The sequence below is a fragment of the Pontibacter ruber genome (assembly GCF_023630205.1).
GTDB classification, from domain to species: Bacteria; Bacteroidota; Bacteroidia; order Cytophagales; family Hymenobacteraceae; genus Pontibacter; species Pontibacter ruber.
In genome coordinates this window covers 1,189,432-1,213,910 of record NZ_JALPRR010000001.1, presented here as the reverse complement: position 1 = coordinate 1,213,910, position 24,479 = coordinate 1,189,432, and the positions used below count along the sequence as shown (strand labels likewise).

Here is a 24,479-nt window from a genome sequence, read left to right as displayed (position 1 = left end):
GTTTTCTGCTGAAGGCAACACAGGGCAATAGGTATAGCAAGAGAACGCGTAGGCCACGGAGCTCAACTGCGCTAACAATCCATACTGTAAACATGCATGACTCCTGAGATCGGCATTGTACTGGCAATTATAGCAGCCGCCGTCGCACTGTTTATCAGTGAGCGGTTGTCGATCGATGTTGTGGCCATCCTGATCATGATCGCCTTTATGGTTACGGGCATCCTGACTCCTGCCGAAGGGTTATCAGGCTTCAGCAATTCGGCCACCATTACGGTGGCCACCATGTTCATCATCAGTTCGGCTATTTTCAAGTCAGGCGCTCTTAACAACGTAGGTGTCGTGCTCACGCGGATAGGCCGCAAAAATTACCTCCTCTGCCTGCTGGCTGTTATGGTCATTTCGGGTACCATCTCTGCTTTTATCAACGATACGGCCGTAGTAGCCCTGCTCATGCCAATCGTCATACAGGTTAGCCGCGACATTAAGATCAGCCCTGCCAAACTATTAATGCCTTTGTCTTTCGGTGCGCTGATGGGAGGTATCTGTACCCTGATCGGGACATCTACCAACATTCTGGTGAGCGGCATTGCCGAAGCGCATGGTTTAGCGCCTATCGGCATGTTTGAGATGACACCAGCCGGCGTACTGTTTCTGCTAACCGGGGTCGCTTATATATTTCTGGCGGGGCGCCACCTGTTGCCTAGCCGGGCTACGGCTCAGGACCTTACCGAGGAGTTTGGCATGGGTGATTACCTGACCGAGATCGTGCTGTTGCCCGGTTCCCCTTCGGTAGGCATGCCGCTCCGTAACTCAGGCCTGGTGCAGAACCTGGACATCGACGTGCTGCAGGTTACCCGCGACAAGCAGTATAAACTGAAAGCTACTCCTTATACCATACTGCGCGCCAACGATGTGCTGAAGGTGCGCTGCGATGTGCACAAGCTCAAGAAGATAAAAGACGAAAAAGGTATTGAGCTAAAGTCGGAGCGTAAGTTTAAGGAGCGGGACATGCGTGCCGGCAATACCAAGCTTTACGAGGCCATTGTACCACCCAGCTCCTACATGGTGGGCAAGTCGCTGAAGGAGCTGGACTTCAGGGCATACAACCATGGGGCAACGGTATTGGCCATCCGGCACCGCGATGAGATCCTGCACGAAAAACTGACCCACGTGAAACTCGCTTCCGGCGACGTGCTGCTGATAGCTGCCGACAAAGAACAGGCCCAGAAACTACGTTACAACGAAGACATCCTGATCATATCGGAAACGGAGCGCAGCCCTTACGATTACAGCAAGATTATACCCGTGTTGCTGATCAGTGCAGGCGTGGTGACGGCGGCGGCTACCGGCCAGGTGCCCATCGTGCTGAGCGCGTTGGTAGGCGTGGTGCTGCTGGTCGTTTTTAAGTGTGTGCGGGCAGAAGACCTTTACAAAACCATTGACTGGAAAGTGATCTTTATGCTGGCCGGCGTACTCTCGATGGGGGTGGCGCTGGAAAAAACCGGTGCTGCCAAGTTGCTGTCCGGCCTGCTGATAAACTCGGTGGGCGTTTATGGCCCGCATGTGCTGATGTCGGTGTTCTTTTTCATCACGTTCATGCTGACAAACTTTATGTCGAACAACGCAACAGCGGCGCTTCTGGCTCCCATTGCCATTGTGGCGGCAGAGCAGTTAGGCATCAGCGAGCGGCCCTTCCTGATGGCGGTTACCTTTGCCGCCTCTCTCAGCTTTATGACCCCAATGGGCTACCAGACCAACACCATGATCTACGGCCCCGGCAATTATCGCTTCTCCGATTACCTGAAAGTAGGCACCCCGCTCAACCTGCTGTTCTGGCTACTGGCCTCACTCATTATCCCATTCTTCTTTCCGTTCTGAGGACTGTTCCACGTGGAGAAGTATAATTCTGAATGAGTGATTGAGTGAATGAGCGAATTATGAACTAAAATGCTGAATGTGTGATTGTGCGAATGAGTGAATCACGAAGCATAGAAATTGTGAATGCAGTAAATTCCAAAGAGCAGTTTGTTGAGCAATTCCGACATCGAACAAAAAGGTTAGCTTTAGATACTATAAGTTTTAGCAAGAGCTTACCAAAAACAGAGGAGGCTGTCATCATGAAGCGGCAATTACTATGATCCATAACCTCTGTAGCGGCTAACTACAGAGCTGCCTGTAGAGCCAGATCCTCTGCAGAATTCCATTCGAAGATAAGTATAGTTATTGAGGAGGCAGATGAAAGTTTATTTTGGGTAGAGCTTTTGGAAGAATCAGGAACATCAACATCAGCCTCAGTGCTAAACCTCAAAAAAGAAGCTACAGAAATATTATCTGTACTCGCTAAAGCACGCAAAAACACTCCCAAATAATTCACTCATTCACTCAATCACTCATTCAGAATTACAAATACCCTCTTGCCTGCAGCGTGAACAGCTCGGCATACTTGCCATTTTGCGCCAGCAGTTCTTCGTGCGAGCCAAGTTCTTTCAACTGCCCCTGTTCCAGAAACAAGATTCTATCCGCCATACGCACCGTAGAGAAGCGGTGGGAAATAAGTACGGCTGTTTTGCCTTGTATCAGTTCTGAGAAGCGCAGGAATACTTCGTGTTCGGCTCGGGCATCGAGGGCGGAGGTAGGTTCATCGAGTATCAGCAGTTGTGCGTCGCGCATGTAGGCGCGGGCCAATGCTACCTTCTGCCACTCGCCACCCGACAGCTCCACGCCTTTGTTAAAGCGCTTGCCCAGTACCTGCTCATAGCCTTCCGGCAGGCGCTGTATCACCGGGTCAGCCAGGCTTTTCTGAGCGGATCCCTGGATGCGTTCGCGGTCGCTGATGTTGCTGATCTGGCCGATGGCGATGTTATCGGAGGCCGTCATCTGGAAGCGCACGTAATCCTGGAAGATGATGCCAACCTGATGGCGCAGGTCGTTGAGGTCATACTCGCGCAGGTCTACGCCGTCTAGCAATATCCGTCCTTCTGTTGGTTCGTACAGGCGTGCCAGCAGCTTTACCAGCGTGGTTTTGCCGGCTCCGTTTTCGCCCACCAAAGCCAGTTTTTCGCCCGCTCTCAAGTGAAACGATAGGTGGCGCACGGCCCACTTCTCGCTGTTAAGGTATTTAAACCCTACATTCTCAAACGTAAACCCATGCCGGATCGGTCTTGGCATAGGCAGCGGGTTTACAGGTGGTGTGATCTGTGGCCTGAGCTCCAGAAAATCGAAGAGGTCCTGCAAGTATAAAGCGCTTTCGGCAATCTGGGAAAAGCGCGTCATGATGCCCTGCAGCAGCCCCCGCATGTTGCTGAACGATCCGGCCAGAAAGGTAAGGCTACCCACCGTGATGGCGCCTACCACCGTCTGCGCAAGTATGAACACATAAGCGCCATAGTATGCCAGCGTGCCGATAGCCGAAAGTATACTTCCCCACACCGCGCGTTTCACGATCAGGCTTTTGTTCAGGTCATAGTAGCGGTCGGAGAGTTTTTTGAAGCGTTCTGCCAGGAAGCCGGAGAGGTTAAAGGTTTTGATCTCTTTGGCGGTTTCGTCGGAGGCCCCAATGTAGCGCAGGTAGTCGAGTTCGCGACGCTCGGGCGTCCAGGAGCGGGAGAGGGAGTAGGTGCGCTCGTTAAAGTACGTTTCGCCCAGGAAAGAAGGGATCACCGCGATCAGAAGTATAACGATCAGCCACGGGTTAAACGTGATCAGGCCTACAGCCAGGAAGCCGATGGTTACCATATCCTGCAACTGCGAGAGCACCTGCGACATCAGCACCACCCGCGTTACAGTTTGCCTTCGGGCCCGCTCCAGTTTGTCGTAGAACGTAGCGTCTTCGAACTGCGTCAGGTCCAGGGTGGCGGCATGCTCTATGAGGGTAACAGAGGTGCGGTTCGAAAACAGGTCTCCCAGCAAACTATCCAGCAGCGTAATGCCCCGGTTGATCAGGTCGGAGAGGAGCGCCAGTCCCAGTTCAGCAGCCACCAGCACCCACAGGTACGATAGTTCCCGCTCGCCCGTCACGTCTATCAGCCGGATCACTTCGTCGATAATCAGCTTGCCAACATACAGCATGGCCAGCGGCAGTGCAGCCTTTACCAGGCGCAGCAGCATGTTGCCGATGGTCATAGCAGGGCTGGTCTCCCAGATCAGGCGGAAGAACTTGGGCAGGTTCTTCAGGGCACCCACCTGGTCTTTAAAGCTTTTCTTATCGCTGGTTGCCTGTGTAGCGGCTCTTTCTCCTTTTCTGGGTGTATTCATACTTATACTATAACGCTGCTGCAGCAGCTTCGGCTATACCTATACCGGCAAGTATAGATTATGTTCAGGCTTGCTCATCAAGGTAAAAAATGGAAAATAGATATTAATGAATATTCAGTGCCCTTCTGTAACTTTAAGAGATGAAACACTATTATACTTATCTGCTTCTGGCTTGCATGCTCCTGGTAGAGCATATTGCCTCAGCTCAGACCGCAAGAATCAAATACTTCAGCAAAAGCGGAGTTAAGGAAGTTCCGGAAGCCCAGGCTTATTTTTACGAAGTAGAAGAAGAAAATGAAGCAGGCGGAGGCACCAGAACCCGCTTCCTGGCAGAAGACAGTACCAAAGTACATCAGTATACTTACAGCGACTTGGATGGAGGGAAGTATGGCCTTGGAACTGTGGATGGTCCCTTCTTTGAGTGGTACAAGAGCGGGAAGTTAAAACAACAGATGGATTATAAGGGTAACGACCTGCAGGAGTATAAGCACTGGTATGAGAACGGGCAGCTTCATTACAGAAGAAAGTATAACAGTGGTCTGACAAAAGATACCCTTACGGCTTATTATGAGTCCGGAAGAGTACGAAGACTGGAAGTTTATGAGAAGAATAAATTAATCTCTGGGAAACTGTTCGATGAAGCTGGCAAAGAATTAAAATTCTTTCCGATGGAGCAGATGCCGGAATTTCCTGGCGGCGAGAGCATAATGCTTAGGTGGCTTGCTATGAACATCAAATATCCTAAAGCTGTTCGAAAGGCTGAAGCACAAGGTTTGGTTGTTATATCATTTGTGGTAAGTAAGGATGGTAACGTAGAAGATGCAGAAGTGATAAAGGGGTTTCATCCTGATGCTGAAGCTGAAGGGCTACGGGTTGTGAATAAGATGCCGAAGTGGAAGCCTGGCTTGCAAGAAGGAGAGCCTGTTCCTGTACGCTATACTTTGCCTTTGAAATTTTCCTTCAAATAAATCAGCCTATAAAACCATGAAAAAACACCTGCTTACCTTGCTCTTTACCTGCGGCCTGATCTATACTTGTTTTGCTCAAACCACCGTCCCGCAACAGGATGTGGCCACCATAGAAGCCATCACGGCAGCCGGCCTGAAGATTATTTCCGGGCCGAAAGGGCAGAAGCGGGACATGGAACAGTTTAAAGCACTGTTCCTGCCGGACGCGCAGATGGGAGGCGTGTTCTACAAAGGTGACAGCAGCTTCGTACGGATCACGACTGTTGCCACTTTTGCCGAAAAAAACGGACCGTATTATGAGAAAAACGGCTTTTACGAAAAGCAACTGAGCCTGAAAGTAGAGCAGTTTGACAACCTTGCTACTGCCTTCCAGGTGTATGAAACCCGCTACACACCCACTGGGAAAGTAGAAGCCCGCGGCGTAAACACCTACCAACTGGTATTTGACAAAGGCCGCTGGTGGATCGCCAGCCTGCTCTTTACTCCCGAGACGCCGGAGCACCAGATCCCGAAAAAGAACCTGAAATAGGCAGTCGGAAGTATAGTACCCTATGACGCGTTACCTGCTCTTTTTCCTGACCGGCTTTGCCCATGTGCTTATCATCCTGCTCTACAAAGAAGTGTCAGGAGGGCCTGCTTCCTTTTACCCCATACTTGGTATGGCGGGCGCCGTACCGCTCTTTGCCTTCGCCTCCTGGCTAACACTGTTCAGCATGCGGTTGGGAGCCGTGGTAGCGCTGTTGAGCCTGTTGCTGCTCATACCGTGGTCTGTGGCAGCTGTTATGCAGGCCTTGCAGCAGGATACCGCCTTAGACCAGGTTATCATCGTTATCCATGCTATTCTGATCCTGTTTGCGCTGTCCGCCTTGATCACGAGTGCCCGTTATACTTTCCGGAGAAGCTTGCCGTGGGGACTTGGTACCCCCAAGCCCGGGAATGTGCTAAAAGTTATACTTGCCCTGATCCCGATCATGATGGTTGTAGCCCTGGCAGTAGGCATGCAATGGGTATAGGTATGCTCCTAAATGAGAAAAGCCCCGCCAAAATGGCTGGGGCCTTCTCTCACCTTAAAACAAACTAATCTAAACTTTAACTAACCTTATCTTTATCCGCATCAAAGCGGTGTTTTATTGTCTTATGCTAAGTTGTGGTAATACACAACAAATTATTTTTCAAAAAAGTGGAGAGATGGTTTGCGTTTATGAAATATTAATCTCATATTAGCTTTCCAATATTCCCTCTGCCTTAAATCGGGTGCAAAATTAGTGTTTTAGTTTTCTAAAAAAAAGAAAACACAAAAAAGATTATTACAATTTTTTCCATTTCTCTTCCGGCTCCCTTCTTTGTAAGTATAACACTTTGATCCTCAGTACACATATAGCTGTTCCTATACTTTGATGCGGCCAAAAAAATTTTCTGATAAGATCATAAATTATTAAATCTGCTGTGCATCCTGCCGGGGTTTTGAGGTGGAATGCTGTTTAAACGCTGGTAAAGTAGGGTGCTGACGTGTGGGACCAAACAAAACGTATGGTTTAAGCGGAAGAAAACATACCTTTGGTAAAGCGCCTGTGAGCGCCTTGCTTTACGGGAAGTATGACTTGGGTCTGTTGTTACCAGTGGTGCTACGCATGCCACGTATGCCACCTTCAGGCTGCTGACCGCTTACTTGAATATTGCTGTATGAGTCCTTACCAAGATGCTGCGGAAGCGAAAATAGTATGCCCTCACTGCAAAAATGAAGTGCCTCTGGCAAAGCAGTGCCCCGTGTGCGGGCAAATACTTCCGAAGCCGAAAAAAGAATGGAAGATGCCCAAGCTTACACCTGTGGAGATATTTCTGGCAGTATTGGGCAGCATTATGTTATTGGTAGCATTAATAGCGGTCTAAAACCGCAACTATAGCAGAATACGCTTATGGCTACGCTACGACATCCTGCCTTTATTCTTGCCGTTGCGCTTTTTTGTATAAACCAGGCCCTTGAGCTGGCAAACGTTTATATCAGGCCGTTGCACACCTACCTCGATGACTTGCTGTGTATGCCTGTTATACTTACGCTGGCACTGGCAGCAGAGCGCGCCTACTTCAGAAACAACCGGTTTGTATTCCCTTTCCATTACATAGCAGGCGCCGTATTGGGCTACAGTATTTGTTTTGAGCTGCTCCTGCCCCAGCTCTCGCCAAAGTATACCGCCGACCTCCTGGATGTAGTGGCATATACATTGGGTGCCGTTCTGTTCCGCTATACCATCAACAAGCCGTTAAAACAAGCCGGTTCAGCTCCAGTGTAGCGCGCTTGCTGTTCCACATGAAAATAGTTTCAGGCACATTCCTACGCTATACTTTAAGCACACGGTAAATTTTCTTCTAAAAACATACAGGGCAGAAGCAACCTTTGCAGCTGCACAGACATCTTTTATCCGGAAACTGCCTGAGCAGCCTCGTGCATCAGTTTCCTGAAGAAGAAACCAAACACTTAATAATCTATAAACTATGAAAATTGTAAAGTTCTACGCAACCACACTGGCTGTATTCGCACTGACACTGCTGTTAACAGACGTGCCTGCCCTGGCACAACAGCTAAGAGGAAATGGCAAAATCATCACCCAGGAGAGGCAGGTATCCGGTTTCACAGGCATAGAGATAGGCGGTGGTTTCCAGGTGGAAGTAAGTAAAGGAAGCAAAGAAGGTGTGAGGCTGGAAGTAGAAGAGAACCTGATGGACAGGGTAAAAACCGAAGTGAAGGACGGTGTGCTGCACATCTACAACGACGGCGGTATTACAACTTCAAAGGGCATGAAAGCCTACATTACGGTTAAGGATTTGAACAAAGTAGGTGTAAGCGGCGGAGTAAAACTGACAGGCAAGTCAACTTTTAAAGCCAACACGTTTGAGCTGGACCTGAGTGGAGGCTCTAAAATTGCGCTGGCCATCGACACCAAAAAGCTGAAAGCAGACATGAGCGGCGCCAGCAAAGTAGATCTGGCAGGCAAAGCCGACGAAGTAGAGATGGACATGTCCGGCGCTTCGAGTGTGGATGCGGAAGAGCTGGAGACAAAGCGGATGAAGATAGGAGCCAGTGGCGCCAGCAAAGTAAAAGTATATGCAAAAGAGTCGCTGGATATAAGTGCTTCCGGGGCTTCTTCCGTCCAGTATAAAGGCAGTCCTAACATCACCTCCGACGTGTCGGCGGCAGCGCGCATTTCAAAACTCTAAGAGAATACAGACTATATACTACCTGGTAAGAGCAACCCCACGGGGTTGCTCTTTTATTTTATCCTTTGGCTGTGGTGCGCGTATAGTTAAACCAAAATAAAGTGTAAGAGATACGTACTAAAACTATGAGCGAAGCTAAGAAAACAACAAACCGCAAAGAAATAGAAGAGTGGGCCAAAAAGCACGGAGGGGTTCCTTCGATCATTAAAGGCACTGAGAACGACGGCAAAGGAGAAGGTGTGCTGCGCATTCACTTTCCGAAGAAAAGTGACAGCAACGAAAGCTTTGAAGAGATTAGTTGGGATGAGTTTTTTAAGGAGTTTGAGCACAACAAACTAGCCTTGCTTCATGACCCGAATGGCAACTTCAACAAACTGGTAAACAGAGACTAGGTATAAAAGAGAAGGCCGGTGTGAGTATACACCGGCCTTCTCTTTTATTTACTGCTTTGCAATAATTCTATAGTATGGCTAAGCAGGGATTGGTCTCCCCAGGGGCCATGGCTAGGTACCACCATCTTTGCTTTGGGGTACCGGTGTTGCAGACGCACGATGGCCGTTGGCCAGTTCTTCAGGTCTGCATCCGCAACATTGCCCAGGTTTTTTGCCTGCCCATCTTTCACAAGGCAACCGCCAAAAAGGATGCGTTGTTTTGGTAGGTACACCACCACGTTATCGGCGGTATGGCCGCCGCCCGGATAATATACTTCCACCAGCTGCCTGCCTACACTAAAAGTAGTATCTGAAGCAAACGTAACATCTGGTGTGCCCTTCTTATTTTCGGCGGCAAGTAAAGCTGTGAGCTCCGAAGCCATCAAAGGAATACCCTTGGTTTGTAGCGCATCAATTCCTCCCATCTTATCTTCATGGAAGTGAGTTGCCACACATGCCTTTACCGGTTGTTTCAGGTTGGTTTTTATCCAGGCCAGCAGCTGTTCGGTTGGCTCGTTCCCCCAGCCGGTATCTACCAGTACAACACCATCTTTCGAGGAGATGATCATGCCATGCGATGGAAACAGTACGCCGTTATACCGGTTAAAGGTAGTATGGATGTACACATCCGAGGCTATTTTAGTAACCTGCAGTTGCGGCTCCTGTGTCTGTGCCCGCAAAGCAGTGGCAGGCCACAGGAGCAACAGGCAAAGGAGTACGTTAGATAGTCGCTTCATTAAAGTATGAATGCTTAGCGCACCGGCACCGGCAGCACCGGCAAGCTGGTATGGCCATCGGCGTCTACGGCCTGTACAGCAAAAAAGTAGTTGTCTTTAGAATAGCCAATGGTGGTTTTGGTATCCTTCACAAAAAACTTTTTCTCCCACACCGGGCTGTTGGTCTCGCGCATTAGCACATAATAACCGGCCGGCTTCTTGCCTTTGGTTGGAGCCTCCCACTGCAGATCTGTTTTATTGGTTAGGTCAGCGGTGAGCACCCCAACTTTTTCCGGAGCCATTGGTGCACGGCCCAGGTTCGCCATGGTAGCCAGGTTCACGGCCGTGTTCTTACGCAGGTAATCAAAGTCCATGTACTCAACTAAGTCGCCGTACTGCTTGCCGTTTTCTTTGCGGATGTCCTGGTGCTGGTGGTCAAAGTCTTCGTTCATCTCGCTCATGCGCACCGCAGCATAACCTTGCTGGTTGAATGGGGTGTGGTCGCCACCGCGCAGGAAGCGGTCCGGACGATAACCTAGTACTACCTCCAGCTGATCCACGTACTGCTCGCCGGTGGTTTTCATGTAGCGGGCCAGGTTGCGGCTAGGGCCGTCGTTCTCGGAGCCAAGGGTACGGCGCAGGCGGGCCTGCTCTTCTGTTTCGTTGGAAGGTGTAGCCTCGCTGAACACACGCACGCGGGTATTGTCGTGCAGGCCGGTTTCAGCCGAGTAAGAGTTGCCTACGATGTCGTTGTTCAGCACCGCCACCAGGTTCCAGTTTTCTTTCTTTACGCGCTCTGCCAGGTGACGGGAGCCATAAAGTCCTTGCTCTTCGCCCTGGAAGGCCACAAACACCAGTGTAGCCGGGAACTGGCGTGAAGCCATAATCCGGGCCATTTCCATGACAATAGCAACCCCAGAAGCGTCGTCGTTAGCGCCCGGAGCTTTGCTCTTCGCATCCATCACGTCGGTTACGCGCGAGTCCAAGTGGCCGCTTACAAGGATCACACGGTTGTCGGTTGGGTCAGTTCCTTTCAGGGTTGCCATTACGTTTGCCATTTCCACATCCTGCGGTATGCGACGGCCGTCAGCTTTTACGGTGTAGCGGTCCATCTCCACGGTCATGCGGCCACCGGAGGTTTTGGCATACTTCTCAAATTCTGATTTTACCCATTCGCGGGCGGCACCAATACCTGTTTTTTTGCTGGTAGTGGAACTCAGCGAGTGGCGTGTTTCAAAAGAAACCATCTTCTCCACGAGCGCCTTCAGGTTCGCTGCAGATACCTCCTGTACCATCTTCTGGATCTCCTCATCCTGAGAGGCGGGTGCCTGTGCAACAGCAGTTGTATTCGTTAAAAAGAAACCTGCCAGCAGGACAGGCGCCAGCAGCCGGGTGAGTTTTGTTTTAAAAGTCATTTGTACTTGGTGAGTTTGTATTAGAGTTGAAATATAAGGAGGAATTGGGAAGTATAAAAAAGAAGGCTGTTTTTGAATAGAATGCCTGTTGCTTCTAAAACCGGGAGAGGTATGCTTTTAGCTGAAATTTATACTTTCTTTTTCTGTCATTTCGAACGGTAGTGAGAAATTTTATACTTGTAGCTGAAGTTTATACTTTATAGCCAGCAAGCTTTAGCTTTGTAGCTGCGTCTGTTCCTCAGTCTTATAAGCTTCTCGTTCCATAGTTCATTTTGGCTCGCTCAGGGCCGCGGGGCCTCGCCTTTGCGCCTCGCGCTGTCTATTGAAGCTGCCATCGCTGCGCTGCAGGCTGCCCTTCGGGCACCGCAACAATAGAAGGCGCTCAACGCAAAGGCTGGAAAGGACACTGCTTCGTGAGCGGCTATGCAACTGGAACAGATAAGGAAACAAAATCAGGATTCCCTCCTTGAGGAGGGCAGGGAGGTGTTTTATACTTCTACCATTAATACTTATACTTCGAAGTATAGCTATAACAGAAATTCCCCTCTTGGGAGAGGGGCGAGTTTATACTTTAGCAATCAGGTAAACGAAAGCCTGCATCGCTCTCCTTCCAGAAGGTGTAGTTCCTGCTCTACAGCCAGCACGTTCTTGGCAGCAATAAATTCTGACTGATAGCGCTGCGAGAGCTCGCGCCGTTTAATGGCTTCTAGGAAGCGGCGGGCGTCTTCCTGGCTTTCCAGGGTCAGGCCCGGCACCTGAGTGGGTTTGTCGTCTTCGCCTTTAGCCACCATCGTGAAGTAGGAGGTGTTGGTGTGTTTAACTACACCCGTCTTCACGTTCTCCGCAATCACTTTAATGCCCACCATCAGCGAAGTATTGCCTACGTAGTTCACCGAGGCTAGCAGCGATACCAACTCGCCTACCTCTACCGGCTGCAGAAAATGCACACCATCTACTGTTACGGTTACGCAGTAGTTGCCGGCATGCTTGGCGGCACAGGCGTAGGCTACTTTGTCCATTAGGGAGAGCAAAATACCGCCATGAATTTTGCCACCGAAGTTGGCGTAGCTCGGGATCATGAGCTCTGTTAGCGTGGTGCGGGAGTACGAAACAGGGCGAAATGCAGGTGTGGTCATGGCTATTTTATACTTTGGGAAGTATACGATAGCTATACTTTCTTTGTCTGAATCAGGATTTGCAGAATTAAAGGATTGACAGGATTTTAAGACCTCGCAGCGTGTGCAGCTTCTGCGAGCGTCGTTGTTGACATTAAGATAATCATCGGACTATAGGACGCAGTGAAATTTGTGAGATAATCCGGTTCATCTTTTCACATCCTGCAAATCCTGATTCAGACTACAGAAACACTACGTCCTTCACCACTTCATCGCCAATAGCGCGGTTCAGCAGTTCCACTACCTTGCTCTTCGACATGTTGAGCTCGTGCTTGAGCGGGGCAGAAGTAAGGCGTACAAAAAGCTTGTTATCTTTAAAGTATAGCTCCTTGGTTTTAATGGCAATCGGCTTGCCCATGATCTCTTCCCAGCGCTGCACCAGGTTCACCTCGTTCAGTTTGCCTTGCAGACGGTAAGCCTTCATCAGCGCTTTTATACTTTCGCCAATGGGCTGCACATCGGCTTTGCGCCTGTCAATCTCCTCTTTCTTTTTATAGTAGCGCACGGGTGGGGAATTTTTGAATGAGTGGTTGAGTGAATGAGTGAATACAAAAATAAGCCCGAACTGCTAAATAAGTATGCTTGCCGTGATTATTTATAGGACATCGTCTGATTCAGAAACAAAAGACAGCTGGATTTCTCATCAAGCTATTTTAGCTCTGATTTTTAATAATATGTAGACAGGTATAGCCAACATCGCAGAAAAGATTAATCCAGTAAATACAGATAAATTCCTGCCTGTATCACTAACCAATTGCTGCATAGCCGTTTTCTGTGCTGCTGTTATTTCTTCTCCTCCAAAGAGTCCGTCACCATTCAAATCATACCTGTTCAGTTCTCTTTGATAGTATATATCCGAACATGCTGCATTGCCAACGGTCAGTGCATAAACAGCCAAGAACAAAATAGCTGAGATCCAGATATGCCTGGAGCTATGTGTTCTAAATAACTCCTTTCTTTTCCTCAGTATAAGTGTTATCAGGAGTATGCTAATTATAGAAGGTATGAAAAGATGGTAAGGTATAGTAACCTGGTTCATAAGTATTGCTCAAATTAACTACACCTACCCAATCAATCTTACCTCCCCCTCTTTCACCTCAAATCTACGGATACTTTCGGAGAGGCCTTCCAGAATTTTATCTGTCCTTTCTAAATGAGTATCAGTTAAAAAGATCTGCCCGAAAGTATGGGCGGCTACCATTTGCATAAGCTTGGTGATGCGCTTCTCGTCGAGGCGGTCGAAAATATCGTCGAGCAGGAGCAGGGGCTTGTGGTGCTGCCGTTCGGCCATCACCTCGAAGTGCGCCAGCTTCAGGGCTATCACATAGCTTTTCTGTTGCCCCTGCGAGCCAAAGTGCTTCACGGGGTTGCCATCCATCAGGAACACGAAGTCGTCTTTGTGCGGCCCTACCGTAGTGCGCTGCAGCGCCAGGTCCTTGCGCTCGGCCTGTAGCAGCAGTTGGGTAAAATCAGCCCCCGGCAACTGGCTTTTGTAGGTAAGCGTTACCTCTTCGTGGCTGTCGGAAATATGGCGGTAGTGCTTCTGAAAAACAGGCACAAACAGCTCCAGAAACTTCTCACGCTCCTGCGCCAGCTGAGCCCCCAGCGGCACCAGTTGCTCATTGAGAATGTGCAGGTAATCGCGGTCGAAGTAGTGGCGCTCGGCAAACTGTTTAAGCAGCGAGTTGCGCTGTTTCAGAATGTAGTTGTACTGGATAAGCTGCTCCAGGTACGTGTGGTCGAGTTGCGAGATGAGGCTGTCGAAATACTTGCGGCGCTCCTCGCTGCCTTCGCGGATCAAATCAGTATCGTAAGGCGAGATCAGCACCACCGGGAAACGGCCGATGTGGTCGCTCATTTTCTCATACACTACCTTGTTGTGCGTTACCGTCTTTTTCTGCCCGGCTTTCAGGCTGCAAATGACCGTGTGCTTTTCACCTTCAATGGTAAAGGTACCTCTCACCATAAAATAATCCTCGCCCTGCTTGATGTTCTGGGCGTCGGAGCTGTTAAAGGCGCTCCGGGTCATGGAGAGGTAATGGATGGCATCGAGCAGGTTAGTTTTGCCGCTGCCGTTGTCGCCGATAAAGCAATTGATGTGCGGAGAGAAACTAACGGCTGCTTCGTCGTAGTTCTTGAAAAAGAGCAGACTGAGATTTTCGAGTACCATTAGTTTCTTCTTTGATTTCTTTTTCCTTAATTTCGCAAGCTGAACCCGTAAGCGGCTGTTTTGCCGCCGTTTTTAGCTACTGATGTGGCTGAGAGCGCTTCACGGTTAATACAAACGAATTTACATTTACCATGGCTGATACGAAAGAAAAGGCAAAAGCGAAGCCGGCGAAGGCAAAGGTACAAGCTGAACCAAAGTTTTCAAAGGAGACTTACATGAGGTGGTTTGAGTCGATGAAGCTCATCCGCCGCTTTGAGGAGAAAACCGGTCAGTTGTATGGCCAGCAGAAGATCAAAGGTTTCTGCCACCTGTACATCGGTCAGGAGGCTTGCGTAGCTGGTGCTGTTAGTGCCCTTACAAAAGACGATAAATGGATTACCGCTTACCGTGATCACGCGCACCCGCTGGCGCTGGGCACCAGCCCGAACGCGATCATGGCTGAGATGTTTGCAAAAGTTACCGGTTGCTCTAAAGGCAAAGGCGGCTCTATGCACATGTTCGATAAAGAAGTTAACTTCATGGGTGGCCACGGTATCGTAGGTGGTCAGGTGCCACTTGGTGCAGGCGTTGCCTTTGCCGAGAAGTATAACAACACTGGCAACCTGTGCATCTGCTACATGGGCGATGGTGCCGTACGTCAGGGTGCTTTCCACGAGGCGCTGAACATGGCCATGACCTGGAAGCTGCCTGTGATCTTTGTGATCGAGAACAACGGTTATGCGATGGGTACTTCGGTAACGCGTACTTCCAACGTAACGGAGCTGTACAAGCTGGGCCTGTCTTACGACATGCCATCTGAGCCGGTAGAGGCCATGAGCGTAGAGAACGTGCACGAAGCCGTAGCAAGAGCTGCCGAGCGTGCCCGGGCCGGTGAAGGACCAACCCTGCTTGAGTTCAGAACTTACCGCTACAAAGGCCACTCCATGTCGGACCCTGCCAAGTACAGAACCAAAGAGGAGCTGGAAGACTACAAAGGCCGCGACACCATAGAGGCTGTAAAGGCAACCATACTTAAGAACGGCTGGGCAACAGAAGAAGAGCTGGACCAGATCGATGAGCAAGTGAAGCAGCAGGTAGCTGAGTCTGTGAAGTTTGCAGAAGAGTCTCCGTATCCGGATCCTTCTGAGCTGTACACCGACATCTACGTAGAGAAGGACTACCCATACATAATGGATTAATTATTATAAACTATTGACGAATAGGAATTAAAAATTATAAATTTGTTGTTCTGCACTTGGCTGTAGTAGCACAAATTGATTTTTAATTCCTATTTTTGAATTTATTATTCAACCAATCTAATGGCAAAAGAAACAGTAAAAAAGCACAGCGAGTTTGAGGAGATCGTAGAGAATCCGGATGTGCTGGCAGAGCGCCTGGCGCAGTCGGAGGATTTCGTTAAAAAGAACAAATCAAAGCTACTCGGTGTGTTTGCCGCGATTGCCGCTCTTATTGTAGGTGGTTTTCTGTATTACAATTACCGCACCACTCAGAACCAGGAGGCACAGGATGCTTTGTTCCAGGCTGTTTATTACTTTGAGGCCGACTCAATGAGCAAGGCCTTGAACGGTGACGGTCAGTACGACGGCCTGCTTAAAATTGCCGATGACTACAGCGGAACAGACGCCGGTAACCTGGCCAATTTCTATGCCGGTGTGGCGTTGCTGAAAGAAGGCAAATTTGCTGAAGCACAGGATCACCTGGAGGATTTTAAATCAGACGATTTCCTGATGCAGGCCCGCGCCTATAGTTTGGTTGGAGATGCGCTGCTGGAGCAGGGTAAAAACAAAGAAGCTGCCGATATGTACAAAAAAGCAGCGGATCATAATGCAAACCAGTACTTCTCACCACAATACCTGATGAAAGCAGGTATCGCTTACGAAGCTGGCAACGACTTTAAAGCTGCCGCAGAAGTATACGACAAAATCATAAAGGATTTCGTAGCTTCAGCTGAAGTAGCAGACGCTAAAAAGTATAAGGCTCGAGCCGAAATGCTGGCTGGTGGCAGCAACTAACATATAAAAAGGCGTATGCCTAACGTATAAAGTACTAAGCGCTTTTGTCACACCGGCAGGAGCGCTTTTTTATTGGTATTTTGCCAAACTTGTACAGTAAAGAGGCTTCGCTATCTATGCTATACGAAACATAAAAAACGATTATCGAATAACGACCTATGGCTACAGCATTAAAGAATCTGAACGAATACAGCAACGAGCGTTTTACAGATATCTCAGAAAAGAAATTCGGTATTGTAGTAGCCGAATGGCACACCGAGATAACCGATGCCCTCAGCAACGGCGCCATCGAAACACTGCTGAAGCACGGAGCGCAGAAAGAGAACATCTACCGCAATACCGTACCCGGCAGCTTTGAGCTGACGCTGGGCGCGCAGTTCCTGGCGCAGCAGGAAGAAATTGATGCCGTAATTTGCATCGGCGTAGTAATCAAAGGCGATACCAAGCACGATGATTACATCAACCATGCCGTTGCACAGGGCCTCACCACTGTATCGCTAAAGTATAACAAGCCTGTTTCCTTCGGCCTGGTGACCACCAACAACCTGGAGCAGGCGCTTGACAGGGCTGGTGGTAAACACGGCAATAAAGGTGTAGAGGCTGCTGCTGCAGTCATTCACATGCTCAGCTTCTAAAACAAAGTATAAAATACAGCAAACGATAAATAAAAAGAGGCGCCATACCTAGACGCCTCTTTTTATTTATCGTTTATACTTGTTAAATATAGCGAAACAGTTATATATTTCTAATGCATAGTATAACGGCTATACCGGACAAAGTAACTCCCAAAAGGGAGGTAATTTGATCAGAAACTGGTAAGTTACTTAAGATGATGTAATTATTAATTTTGCATCCGGCATAGCTTATTAAAATGATTAGTCTTATTTTTGCACGAAATTTAGCTAAAATGCTACTATATAGCACGATAGTTGCATTGGAGTAGCATAGTTGGCAGTAAATAAACTAAAGCGCGATTGTTGTTGTTATGGCGGCAAACGAACTGTGTAGAAGTGCAAAGGTTAGTTTATCTAAAGCTAAGATAAAACGGAAATATAGTTCTAAAACAATAGAATGAACACAAACGAAGAAAAACAGCGTTATTCCAGAGAGGAACTGGCAGAATTTGAGAATATCATCCTGGAAAAACTGACGAATGCCCGTAAGGAAGTAGCTTTTATCAAAGAAACCCTGAGCCGCAGAAACGATTCAGGAACTGATAACACAGCTTCTCCTACAAAAGTGTTGGAAGATGGTGCAGATACTGCTGAGAAAGAAAGCCTAAACCAGCTGGCCTCCCGCCAGATGAAGTTTATCCAGCAGCTTGAAAATGCCCTGATCCGTATTAAAAACGGCACTTACGGCGTTTGTATCGTAACAGGTAAGCTTATCCCTAAGGAAAGACTGCGTGCCGTGCCTCATACACAGCACACAATCGAAGCTAAACTTCAGCGCAACGACTAGTTCCCTTTTACACTTGAATATCCTGCAGAACCATATTCAGGCACTCGTATTCTGTGCCCAGTCGCCAATAAGCATCGAGGAGATACAGCGCTGCCTTACCGAGTCGCTCGGAATGGAAGTGCTGGTGAGCGACGTGCTGGAAAGCATTGAAGCAATAAACGAGCAACTGACAGAAACAGGCTTTGCCTTCCAGATCTATGCCATCGGGGGTGGGTACCAGTTCCTGACAAAGCCGGAGTACCAGGATACGGTAAGTGTATACCTGAAACATAAATCAAAGAAAAAGTTGTCAGCGTCTTCTCTGGAGACGCTGGCAATTATTGCCTACAAGCAGCCAATTACAAGGTCGGCAGTAGAGCAGATACGCGGTGTGGGTTGCGACTACGCCATCCATAAACTTTTAGAGAAAGAACTCATTGAAATAAAAGGGAAGGCCGAAACCATAGGAAGACCCGTACTGTACGGCACGTCGCAGAAGTTCATGGATTATTTCGGCATCAACCACATCAAAGACCTCCCACAGCTGAAAGACTTTGCATCTGAAGAGAATATGATCGGCGAAGTAGCTGATTAGTATTACAGACCAGTCTTTTATACTTATAGGTATACTGACATACCTCCAATTTTATTACTGCACACAAAGGTACAGTAGCGATACTGCACCGCAATTATTTATACAATGGCAAGAAATTACGAACGACCTGACCGCGACGATAGCGGCGAAGATAAAAGAGGCTCCGAAAGAAGAACTTTCGGACGGCCATCTGGTGACCGCGAAGAAAAGAAAATTTTCAACAGAAGAGATAAAGCAGACAGATCAGATAACCGCGAAGGCAGAGAAGGCCGCTCGTTTGGTGCTGACAGAAGAGAAGGCGGTGCCCGAAAAACGTTTGGCGACCGTCGTGAGGGAGGCGAACGACGCAGCTTTGGTGGCGACCGCCGCGAAGGTGGTGAAAAACGCAGCTTCGGCTCTGACAAACGCGAAGGCGGCCGCTACGGCTCAAACAACAGAAGAGAAGACAGCGGCGAACGCAGATCTTACGGTAATGACCGTAGAGAGGGCGGAGAAAGACGCTCTTTTAACGGTGATAGAAATGAAGGAGGCGAAAGACGCTCGTTCAATTCTGACAGAAGAGAAGGTGGCGAGCGGCGTTCTTTTAACTCCGACAGAAGAGAGGGAGGCGAAAGACGTTCCTTCAACTCAGACCGTCGTGAAGGCGGGGAAAGAAAATCTTTTGGAAGAGGCGAAAGAGAAGGCCGTTCGTTTGGCGGTAACCGCGAAGGCGGCGAAAGACGCTCTTACAACAGCGACCGTCCAAACCGTTACGAAGGCAACCGCGAAGGCGAAGGCCGCAAGTATGGCGCTGACCGCAGAGAGGGAGGCGAAAGAGGCGAGCGCCGCTCGTTCAACTCCGACTTCAAAAAAGATCGTAACGATAGAGGCGACAGACGCGATAACCGCGGCTTTAACCGTGAAGAACGCGAAGACAAGCCTTTTTCAGGAGAGAAACGTAGCTTCAACAGCGATAAGAAGCCATTTGAGCGTAACCCGCGCCTGGGCCGTAATGCAGCTGAACGCGGCAAGCGCTACAACAGCGACAGAGAGGATAAACCGGAAACGCCGGACTATAACCTGAGCCGTTACAAGGATAACCCACGCATCAAGAAAACCAACCGCAAAGAGGAGGAAGATGGAACGATCCGTCTGAACCGCTACATCGCCAATGCCGGTGTTTGTTCGCGCCGCGAAGCCGATACACTGATTGAGGCAGGCGAGATAAAAGTAAACGGCGAGGTGATCACAGAGATGGGGTATAAAGTACAGCCAGGCGATACGGTACAGTATGGCAAGCAGGTGCTGAGCCGCGAAAAGATGGTGTACGTGCTGCTGAACAAGCCAAAAGATTTTATCACCACTACAGAAGATCCGGAAGGCAGAAAAACGGTGATGGAGCTGGTAGATAAGGCATCTACGGAGCGCATTTTCCCTGTTGGCCGCCTGGATCGCAACACCACAGGTCTGCTGCTGTTCACAAACGATGGCGAGGTAGCGCATAAACTGACGCACCCTTCCAACAACATCCGCAAGATCTACCAGGTGGAGCTGGACAAGCCGATCACCAAAGAAGACTTCAGAAAGATTGTTGAAGGCCTGGAATTGGAAGATGGTAAAGCAGAGGTAGACGACTTGGCCATCATCGGGGACTCCAACCGGTTCCTGGGCATTGAGATCCATATTGGCCGTAACCGCATTGTGCGCCGTATTTTCGAACACCTGGGTTACGACGTGGTATCACTGGACCGAGTGCAGTATGCCGGCCTGACCAAAAAGGACCTGCCACGCGGCAACTGGCGCTATCTTTCTGAAAAAGAAGTGATCCGTCTGAAGTACTTCATGTAAGAGCACATGCAGAGCGTTGCCATCGACATAGGAAACACGGGCAGTAAGTATGGCATCTTTGAAAGAGGCATACTGGTAAAACAGGCTTACTTTGAAGATCGGGAGAAGCTGCCGCAAGCGCTGCTGAACCAGACCTTCGATCATGCCATAGTGTCCTCGGTGGCAGGAAATGCACATACCATAAAGGAAAGGCTGGCTGTGTCAGGGAACTTTATAAAGCTCTCGGCACAGACAGCCTTGCCGTTTACAAGCCTTTACAAAACGCCTGAAACACTGGGCGCCGACAGGAAAGCAGGTGTAGCAGGAGCGGCTTATTTTTTTGAAGGACGCAACTGCCTCGTAATAGACGCTGGCACCTGCATCACCTACGACTTCCTCGACAGCAGCGGTAGGTATCATGGGGGCGGCATTTCGCCGGGTCTGGACATGAAATTTAAAGCGCTCCATACTTTTACCGGGCGCCTGCCGTTAATTCAGCGGGTAAATAATGCCTTTCCGCTAACCGGGCAGTCCACACAGGAGTCCATTCAGAGTGGAGTACAGGCAGGCACCATCGCCGAAATAGAAGGAATTATTTCTGCTCATACTCAAAAAGCAGGCAATCTTGTGGTTATACTTTGCGGAGGCGACGCAGGATTTTTTGAAAGTAAGTTAAAACAACCCATCTTTGTAATTCCTGAACTGGTCTTGATTGGCCTTTATAGAATATTGACATATAATGTATAAAACGCTCCGTGTACTGATTTGTGCTGCCGTGCTATGCCTTTCGCAGGCTGTGCAGGCGCAAAATATAGGCAACACCCCTTATTCCCGCTACGGCCTGGGAGAACTCAATTATAATCTTGGCACCATCCGTAACCTTGGCATGGGAGGCATTGGTGTAAGTGCCGGCAACAGCCTGCAAGCCAATACGGCTAACCCTGCACTGCTTTTCTACAACAGCACCACCGTGTTCGACATGGGGGTTGCAGGGCAGTTTAAAAGCCTGAAGGACGGAGAGAAATCGCAGCTGGATGGTAATGCAAACCTAGCATACATCACATTGGGCTTGCCTGTTACCAAGCGCTGGAGCACTGCTGTCAGTCTGCGTCCTTACAGCTCAGTAGATTATCAGATTGTTGCCTCGGAGACGTTGGAGAGCAAGCCCGATGCAACCAGCAGAAGTTATTATGAAGGCGATGGAGGCCTTTCGGAAGTATACTTTGGCCATGGCGTTAAAATCGCGAAAGGCCTGACGCTGGGAGTAAGCGGTTCTTACATTTTCGGCACCATTACCAAAGAATCGTCTTCCATGATAGAGGATACAACACTGGTTGACCCGATTCAGGACCTGGTGATCCAGAGCGAGCGGATCCGCTACAACGACCTGCTGCTCAGAGCAGGGGCAAACTACAGACAAGAGCTGAATGAAAAGCTGTTCCTGAGCGCAGGAGCCGTGTATACTTTGCCGGTAGACCTTGGTGCTAAACGCGTTACCTCTTATGAGCGAAGAACCATATATGACGAGGTAAGAGAAGAAAACATAATGCCGGATACCCTGAGTAAGTATGTTACAGTGCCTTCCAGCCTGCGGGCAGGCCTCAGCCTCGACAATGGCTCTAATCTGACGGTAGGGGCAGAGTTTTATTCTCAGAAGTGGTCTGCATACAGAAATATAGATGGAGAGCAGGAGCTGGCAGATAGTTACAGAATAGGGCTTGGTGCAGAGTATACGCCTAACGCCAACGCCATCGACAGTTACTTCAAGCGAATTACGTACCGTGGCGGCCTTACGTATACCAACACACCTTACAAGGTAAACGGAGTACAGATCAAAGATAAAGCCGTGACAATGGGCTTCACGTTTCCAATGGGTCGCCAGTCTTTCTCCGATCTTTACCAGTTTAACACAGCATTTGCAGTGGGCCGCCGTGGCGAGACCGGCAATGGCCTGATAGCAGAGAACTACCTCCAGTTCAGTGCCGGCATTACAGTCAACAGCCGCTGGTTCATGAAACGCAGGATAGAATAAACCATTCTGGTTTAAAAAGCATTATCTGGGAAGAGGCCGTTTTTGTAGCGGCCTTTTTTATGTACCGGCCAGGCACCACAACAAGTGGGCTGAGGTGAAAAGGTGCACGGAACAGATATAATTATTAACTTCACCTATAAATCAACGACCGGAACCAATGCTTAAAGCATGGATGTGGGGTATAATGGTTGCTGTAGTCGTTTTAGGCACTGCCTGCAACGAAGACCTGAAAGACCCAGATAAAGACAAGAAGTATAGCGGGCCGCTGATCGAGAACAACAACGTGATCACACTCTTCAGCGACTCGGCCAAGCTAGTCATAAAACTACAGGCGCCGGTGCAGCAGGAGTTTGAAAACGGAGACGGCGTTTTTCCGAAAGGGCTCTTTGTGGAGTTCTATGAGAAGCCGGGCCCCGTTTCGTCTACTCTGAAAGCCAACTATGGCAAGCAGCAGCGCGACAAAGACCTGTACCTGGTACGAGGCAACGTAGTGGTGGAGAACCTGACGAAAAAAGAAAAGCTGGAGACCGAAGAGCTCTATTGGAATAAGAGAAAAGCGGAGATCTATACAGATAAATTTGTCAAGATCACCACGGCAGAAGAAGTGCTGATGGGCCAGGGTCTGCGGGCCAACCAGGATTTTTCGCAATACAGGATCCTGAAACCTACCGGCATCATTAACCTGAAAGAAGAATGAACCAAAACCTGATTAACACCATTTTACTTTCATTGGCGTTTGTGGTGATTGTAATTGGTATTCACAGAAGCATTGAGGAGGCCGATATTGCCGGTAATTACTGGATCTTTATGGTGTCTTTCGTGCTTTTTATTATTTACCGTCACCGGAAAAAGAAAAACAGCGCCTGATGTTTCTTTTGTAGCATTACATGATAGACCCCAGTCAGATTATTATACTTGTAGTTGCGCTGCTGTTCGCTGCCTTTTTTGCAGGCATCGAGATCGCTCTGATGGCAGCCAACAAGATCCAGATAGAGCTAAACGAGAAGAACGGCCAGTTATCTGACCGTATTCTGTGGCACCTGTTGCAGCGCCCGTCGCACCTGATGGGAACTGCCCTGATCGGCAACGTACTGGCGCTTGTGTTGTATGGCTTTGCAATAGCCGCTGTGCTCCACACCTTGCTGGAGCTATACTTACCTGCACCGTTGCAGCTCAGTCCGCTTATCCTTATACTTCAGATCATCATTGCCTCGGTAGTTGTGTTGCTCACGGCCGAGTTCCTGCCGCGCAGCCTGTTTGTGGTTAACCCAAACCGCATGCTGCAGGTGCTGGCCATCCCGATCATGTTGTTTCATTACCTGCTTTACCCGGTCGTGTTCCTGATCGTGGCGATGAGCAAATGGATGGCAGAACGTGTTTTTAACGTTGAGTTTTCAGAAGATAAGCCGGTATTTGGCCTCACGAACCTCAACGCCTACATCAAAAACAGGCTCTACCACCCGGTAGCGGAACAGGCACCGGAAGTAGATGAGCAGATCTTCCACAATGCCCTTGAGTTCCGGACAGTAAAAGTGCGGGAATGTATGGTGCCGCGTACCGAGATTGAGGCTGTGGAACTGGAAGACAGCATTGCCACTCTCCGGCAGGCATTTGTACAGACAGGACACTCCAAGATCCTGGTGTACAAAGGCACAATTGACAACATTGTCGGTTACTGCCACCAATTGGCCATGTTCAGGCAGCCTAAAAGCATTTCAGAAGCACTGTCGCCGGTAAGTATGGTGCCGGAAAGTATGCTGGCCAGTGAGCTCTTTGTACGCTTCGTGGCCGAGCACCGGTCGGTAGCTGTGGTGCTGGACGAATTCGGAGGTACGGCAGGCATTGTGACCGTGGAAGATGTAATCGAGGAGATTTTCGGGGAGATACAGGACGAGTATGACCACGACGCACTATTGGAGCAGGTGGCACCCGATAGGAGCATGTACCTGCTGAGTGCCCGCCACGAGATCGATTACCTGAACGAGAAGTATGAGCTTGATCTGCCGGAAGGCGATTACGAAACACTCGGCGGGTTCATCTTTTCGGTGCTGGGCGAAATCCCTTCCCCTGGTGAGGTGATTGAAGTGCCGCCTTTCAGGATCACAGTCCTGTCGATGGACGATAACCGGATCAATGCTGTGAAGCTTGTTAAAAACACAGATTCTCAAGAAGATACTGCTTTTTAAACAGAATTAGACAAAATTTTGAATATTAGCGCGATTAACCTTATTTTGCACATCCTTTTTAAG

General features: G+C 49.1%; 26 protein-coding genes. 19 read left to right on the top strand and 7 right to left on the bottom strand.

Annotated features, from left to right (window positions below):
• Positions 1–96 precede the first annotated feature (96 nt).
• Positions 97–1,878 (top strand): SLC13 family permease, encoded by a 1,782-nt coding sequence (locus MJ611_RS05445; RefSeq protein ID WP_250428492.1) that lies wholly within the window; start codon positions 97–99, stop codon positions 1,876–1,878.
• Between the two features lie 263 nt (positions 1,879–2,141).
• Complete coding sequence (locus MJ611_RS05440) at positions 2,142–2,369, top strand: four helix bundle protein (RefSeq protein WP_250428785.1); 228 nt, start codon at positions 2,142–2,144, stop codon at positions 2,367–2,369.
• A gap of 31 nt (positions 2,370–2,400) precedes the next feature.
• Here the strand turns inward: MJ611_RS05440 and MJ611_RS05435 are convergent, their stop codons facing one another.
• Positions 2,401–4,254 (bottom strand): ABC transporter ATP-binding protein, encoded by a 1,854-nt coding sequence (locus MJ611_RS05435; RefSeq protein WP_250428491.1) that lies wholly within the window; start codon positions 4,252–4,254, stop codon positions 2,401–2,403.
• A gap of 140 nt (positions 4,255–4,394) precedes the next feature.
• On the opposite strand from MJ611_RS05435, the gene MJ611_RS05430 reads away from it, so the two are divergent.
• The 6 genes from MJ611_RS05430 (at position 4,395) to MJ611_RS05405 (ending at position 8,830) form a co-directional block, all read left to right on the top strand.
• Positions 4,395–5,222, top strand: coding sequence for an energy transducer TonB (locus MJ611_RS05430; RefSeq protein WP_250428490.1), 828 nt, complete (start codon positions 4,395–4,397; stop codon positions 5,220–5,222).
• A 16-nt stretch (positions 5,223–5,238) separates the two neighbouring features.
• The gene (locus MJ611_RS05425; RefSeq protein WP_250428489.1) at positions 5,239–5,751 is read left to right on the top strand and encodes a hypothetical protein; all 513 of its coding nucleotides are present in this window, start codon (positions 5,239–5,241) and stop codon (positions 5,749–5,751) included.
• A gap of 22 nt (positions 5,752–5,773) precedes the next feature.
• On the top strand, positions 5,774–6,235 hold the full coding sequence (locus MJ611_RS05420) for a hypothetical protein (protein WP_250428488.1): 462 nt from the start codon (positions 5,774–5,776) through the stop codon (positions 6,233–6,235).
• A gap of 903 nt (positions 6,236–7,138) precedes the next feature.
• A complete protein-coding gene (locus MJ611_RS05415; RefSeq protein ID WP_250428487.1) occupies positions 7,139–7,513 on the top strand; it encodes a magnesium citrate secondary transporter in 375 nt (124 codons plus the stop codon).
• A gap of 202 nt (positions 7,514–7,715) precedes the next feature.
• Positions 7,716–8,438, top strand: a complete 723-nt coding sequence (locus MJ611_RS05410; protein ID WP_250428486.1) for a head GIN domain-containing protein — start codon at positions 7,716–7,718, stop codon at positions 8,436–8,438.
• Between the two features lie 125 nt (positions 8,439–8,563).
• Entirely contained in the window at positions 8,564–8,830 is a 267-nt protein-coding gene (locus MJ611_RS05405) for a hypothetical protein (RefSeq protein WP_250428485.1), read from the top strand.
• 44 nt (positions 8,831–8,874) lie between these two features.
• Here the strand turns inward: MJ611_RS05405 and bla are convergent, their stop codons facing one another.
• The 6 genes from bla to recF form a co-directional block, all read right to left on the bottom strand.
• Entirely contained in the window at positions 8,875–9,606 is a 732-nt protein-coding gene (gene bla, locus MJ611_RS05400) for a subclass B1 metallo-beta-lactamase (RefSeq protein ID WP_250428484.1), read from the bottom strand.
• A 14-nt stretch (positions 9,607–9,620) separates the two neighbouring features.
• Positions 9,621–11,000 carry a M20/M25/M40 family metallo-hydrolase gene (locus tag MJ611_RS05395; protein ID WP_250428483.1) on the bottom strand — a complete coding sequence of 460 codons (1,380 nt, stop codon included), beginning with the start codon at positions 10,998–11,000 and terminating at the stop codon, positions 9,621–9,623.
• Between the two features lie 578 nt (positions 11,001–11,578).
• Complete coding sequence (locus tag MJ611_RS05390; RefSeq protein WP_250428482.1) at positions 11,579–12,136, bottom strand: acyl-CoA thioesterase; 558 nt, start codon at positions 12,134–12,136, stop codon at positions 11,579–11,581.
• Between the two features lie 220 nt (positions 12,137–12,356).
• On the bottom strand, positions 12,357–12,680 hold the full coding sequence (locus MJ611_RS05385) for a DUF721 domain-containing protein (protein WP_250428481.1): 324 nt from the start codon (positions 12,678–12,680) through the stop codon (positions 12,357–12,359).
• Between the two features lie 138 nt (positions 12,681–12,818).
• Positions 12,819–13,214, bottom strand: coding sequence for a hypothetical protein (locus tag MJ611_RS05380; protein ID WP_250428480.1), 396 nt, complete (start codon positions 13,212–13,214; stop codon positions 12,819–12,821).
• A gap of 24 nt (positions 13,215–13,238) precedes the next feature.
• Complete coding sequence (recF, locus tag MJ611_RS05375; protein ID WP_250428479.1) at positions 13,239–14,345, bottom strand: DNA replication/repair protein RecF; 1,107 nt, start codon at positions 14,343–14,345, stop codon at positions 13,239–13,241.
• A gap of 131 nt (positions 14,346–14,476) precedes the next feature.
• Here recF and pdhA point away from each other — a divergent pair, with 131 nt between their 5' ends.
• The 11 genes from pdhA (at position 14,477) to MJ611_RS05320 (ending at position 24,416) form a co-directional block, all read left to right on the top strand.
• The gene (gene pdhA, locus MJ611_RS05370; protein ID WP_250428478.1) at positions 14,477–15,523 is read left to right on the top strand and encodes a pyruvate dehydrogenase (acetyl-transferring) E1 component subunit alpha; all 1,047 of its coding nucleotides are present in this window, start codon (positions 14,477–14,479) and stop codon (positions 15,521–15,523) included.
• A gap of 120 nt (positions 15,524–15,643) precedes the next feature.
• Entirely contained in the window at positions 15,644–16,357 is a 714-nt protein-coding gene (locus MJ611_RS05365; protein ID WP_250428477.1) for a tetratricopeptide repeat protein, read from the top strand.
• A 158-nt stretch (positions 16,358–16,515) separates the two neighbouring features.
• Positions 16,516–16,992, top strand: coding sequence for a 6,7-dimethyl-8-ribityllumazine synthase (gene ribH / locus MJ611_RS05360; RefSeq protein WP_250428476.1), 477 nt, complete (start codon positions 16,516–16,518; stop codon positions 16,990–16,992).
• Positions 16,993–17,428: 436 nt separating this feature from the next.
• Positions 17,429–17,818: a TraR/DksA family transcriptional regulator gene (locus tag MJ611_RS05355; protein ID WP_250428475.1), complete on the top strand. Its 390-nt coding sequence runs from the start codon at positions 17,429–17,431 to the stop codon at positions 17,816–17,818.
• A 13-nt stretch (positions 17,819–17,831) separates the two neighbouring features.
• Entirely contained in the window at positions 17,832–18,392 is a 561-nt protein-coding gene (gene scpB / locus MJ611_RS05350) for an SMC-Scp complex subunit ScpB (protein WP_250428474.1), read from the top strand.
• Positions 18,393–18,497: 105 nt separating this feature from the next.
• Positions 18,498–20,219, top strand: a complete 1,722-nt coding sequence (locus tag MJ611_RS05345) for a pseudouridine synthase (RefSeq protein ID WP_250428473.1) — start codon at positions 18,498–18,500, stop codon at positions 20,217–20,219.
• A 6-nt stretch (positions 20,220–20,225) separates the two neighbouring features.
• Positions 20,226–20,945 (top strand): type III pantothenate kinase, encoded by a 720-nt coding sequence (locus tag MJ611_RS05340; protein ID WP_250428472.1) that lies wholly within the window; start codon positions 20,226–20,228, stop codon positions 20,943–20,945.
• On the top strand, positions 20,938–22,230 hold the full coding sequence (locus tag MJ611_RS05335; RefSeq protein ID WP_250428471.1) for a hypothetical protein: 1,293 nt from the start codon (positions 20,938–20,940) through the stop codon (positions 22,228–22,230). Before MJ611_RS05340 ends, MJ611_RS05335 begins: the two co-directional genes overlap by 8 nt.
• Before the next feature lie 157 nt (positions 22,231–22,387).
• Complete coding sequence (gene lptC, locus MJ611_RS05330; protein ID WP_250428470.1) at positions 22,388–22,927, top strand: LPS export ABC transporter periplasmic protein LptC; 540 nt, start codon at positions 22,388–22,390, stop codon at positions 22,925–22,927.
• The gene (locus MJ611_RS05325; protein ID WP_250428469.1) at positions 22,924–23,097 is read left to right on the top strand and encodes a hypothetical protein; all 174 of its coding nucleotides are present in this window, start codon (positions 22,924–22,926) and stop codon (positions 23,095–23,097) included. The genes lptC and MJ611_RS05325 overlap by 4 nt, the downstream gene beginning before the upstream one ends.
• A 20-nt stretch (positions 23,098–23,117) precedes the next feature.
• The gene (locus MJ611_RS05320; protein ID WP_250428468.1) at positions 23,118–24,416 is read left to right on the top strand and encodes a hemolysin family protein; all 1,299 of its coding nucleotides are present in this window, start codon (positions 23,118–23,120) and stop codon (positions 24,414–24,416) included.
• The last annotated feature ends 63 nt before the right edge of the window (positions 24,417–24,479 follow it).

Bases quoted from the DNA above. Each gene is read 5' to 3' on its own strand.
- MJ611_RS05445 (WP_250428492.1), top strand. From the start codon at position 97: ATGACTCCTGAGATCGGCATTGTACTGGCAATTATAGCAGCCGCCGTC.
- MJ611_RS05435 (WP_250428491.1), bottom strand. From the start codon at position 4,254: ATGAATACACCCAGAAAAGGAGAAAGAGCCGCTACACAGGCAACCAGC.
- MJ611_RS05430 (WP_250428490.1), top strand. From the start codon at position 4,395: ATGAAACACTATTATACTTATCTGCTTCTGGCTTGCATGCTCCTGGTA.
- MJ611_RS05425 (WP_250428489.1), top strand. From the start codon at position 5,239: ATGAAAAAACACCTGCTTACCTTGCTCTTTACCTGCGGCCTGATCTAT.
- MJ611_RS05420 (WP_250428488.1), top strand. From the start codon at position 5,774: ATGACGCGTTACCTGCTCTTTTTCCTGACCGGCTTTGCCCATGTGCTT.
- MJ611_RS05415 (WP_250428487.1), top strand. From the start codon at position 7,139: ATGGCTACGCTACGACATCCTGCCTTTATTCTTGCCGTTGCGCTTTTT.
- MJ611_RS05410 (WP_250428486.1), top strand. From the start codon at position 7,716: ATGAAAATTGTAAAGTTCTACGCAACCACACTGGCTGTATTCGCACTG.
- MJ611_RS05405 (WP_250428485.1), top strand. From the start codon at position 8,564: ATGAGCGAAGCTAAGAAAACAACAAACCGCAAAGAAATAGAAGAGTGG.
- bla (WP_250428484.1), bottom strand. From the start codon at position 9,606: ATGAAGCGACTATCTAACGTACTCCTTTGCCTGTTGCTCCTGTGGCCT.
- MJ611_RS05395 (WP_250428483.1), bottom strand. From the start codon at position 11,000: ATGACTTTTAAAACAAAACTCACCCGGCTGCTGGCGCCTGTCCTGCTG.
- MJ611_RS05390 (WP_250428482.1), bottom strand. From the start codon at position 12,136: ATGACCACACCTGCATTTCGCCCTGTTTCGTACTCCCGCACCACGCTA.
- MJ611_RS05380 (WP_250428480.1), bottom strand. From the start codon at position 13,214: ATGAACCAGGTTACTATACCTTACCATCTTTTCATACCTTCTATAATT.
- recF (WP_250428479.1), bottom strand. From the start codon at position 14,345: ATGGTACTCGAAAATCTCAGTCTGCTCTTTTTCAAGAACTACGACGAA.
- pdhA (WP_250428478.1), top strand. From the start codon at position 14,477: ATGGCTGATACGAAAGAAAAGGCAAAAGCGAAGCCGGCGAAGGCAAAG.
- MJ611_RS05365 (WP_250428477.1), top strand. From the start codon at position 15,644: ATGGCAAAAGAAACAGTAAAAAAGCACAGCGAGTTTGAGGAGATCGTA.
- ribH (WP_250428476.1), top strand. From the start codon at position 16,516: ATGGCTACAGCATTAAAGAATCTGAACGAATACAGCAACGAGCGTTTT.
- MJ611_RS05355 (WP_250428475.1), top strand. From the start codon at position 17,429: ATGAACACAAACGAAGAAAAACAGCGTTATTCCAGAGAGGAACTGGCA.
- MJ611_RS05345 (WP_250428473.1), top strand. From the start codon at position 18,498: ATGGCAAGAAATTACGAACGACCTGACCGCGACGATAGCGGCGAAGAT.
- MJ611_RS05340 (WP_250428472.1), top strand. From the start codon at position 20,226: ATGCAGAGCGTTGCCATCGACATAGGAAACACGGGCAGTAAGTATGGC.
- MJ611_RS05335 (WP_250428471.1), top strand. From the start codon at position 20,938: ATGTATAAAACGCTCCGTGTACTGATTTGTGCTGCCGTGCTATGCCTT.
- lptC (WP_250428470.1), top strand. From the start codon at position 22,388: ATGCTTAAAGCATGGATGTGGGGTATAATGGTTGCTGTAGTCGTTTTA.
- MJ611_RS05325 (WP_250428469.1), top strand. From the start codon at position 22,924: ATGAACCAAAACCTGATTAACACCATTTTACTTTCATTGGCGTTTGTG.
- MJ611_RS05320 (WP_250428468.1), top strand. From the start codon at position 23,118: ATGATAGACCCCAGTCAGATTATTATACTTGTAGTTGCGCTGCTGTTC.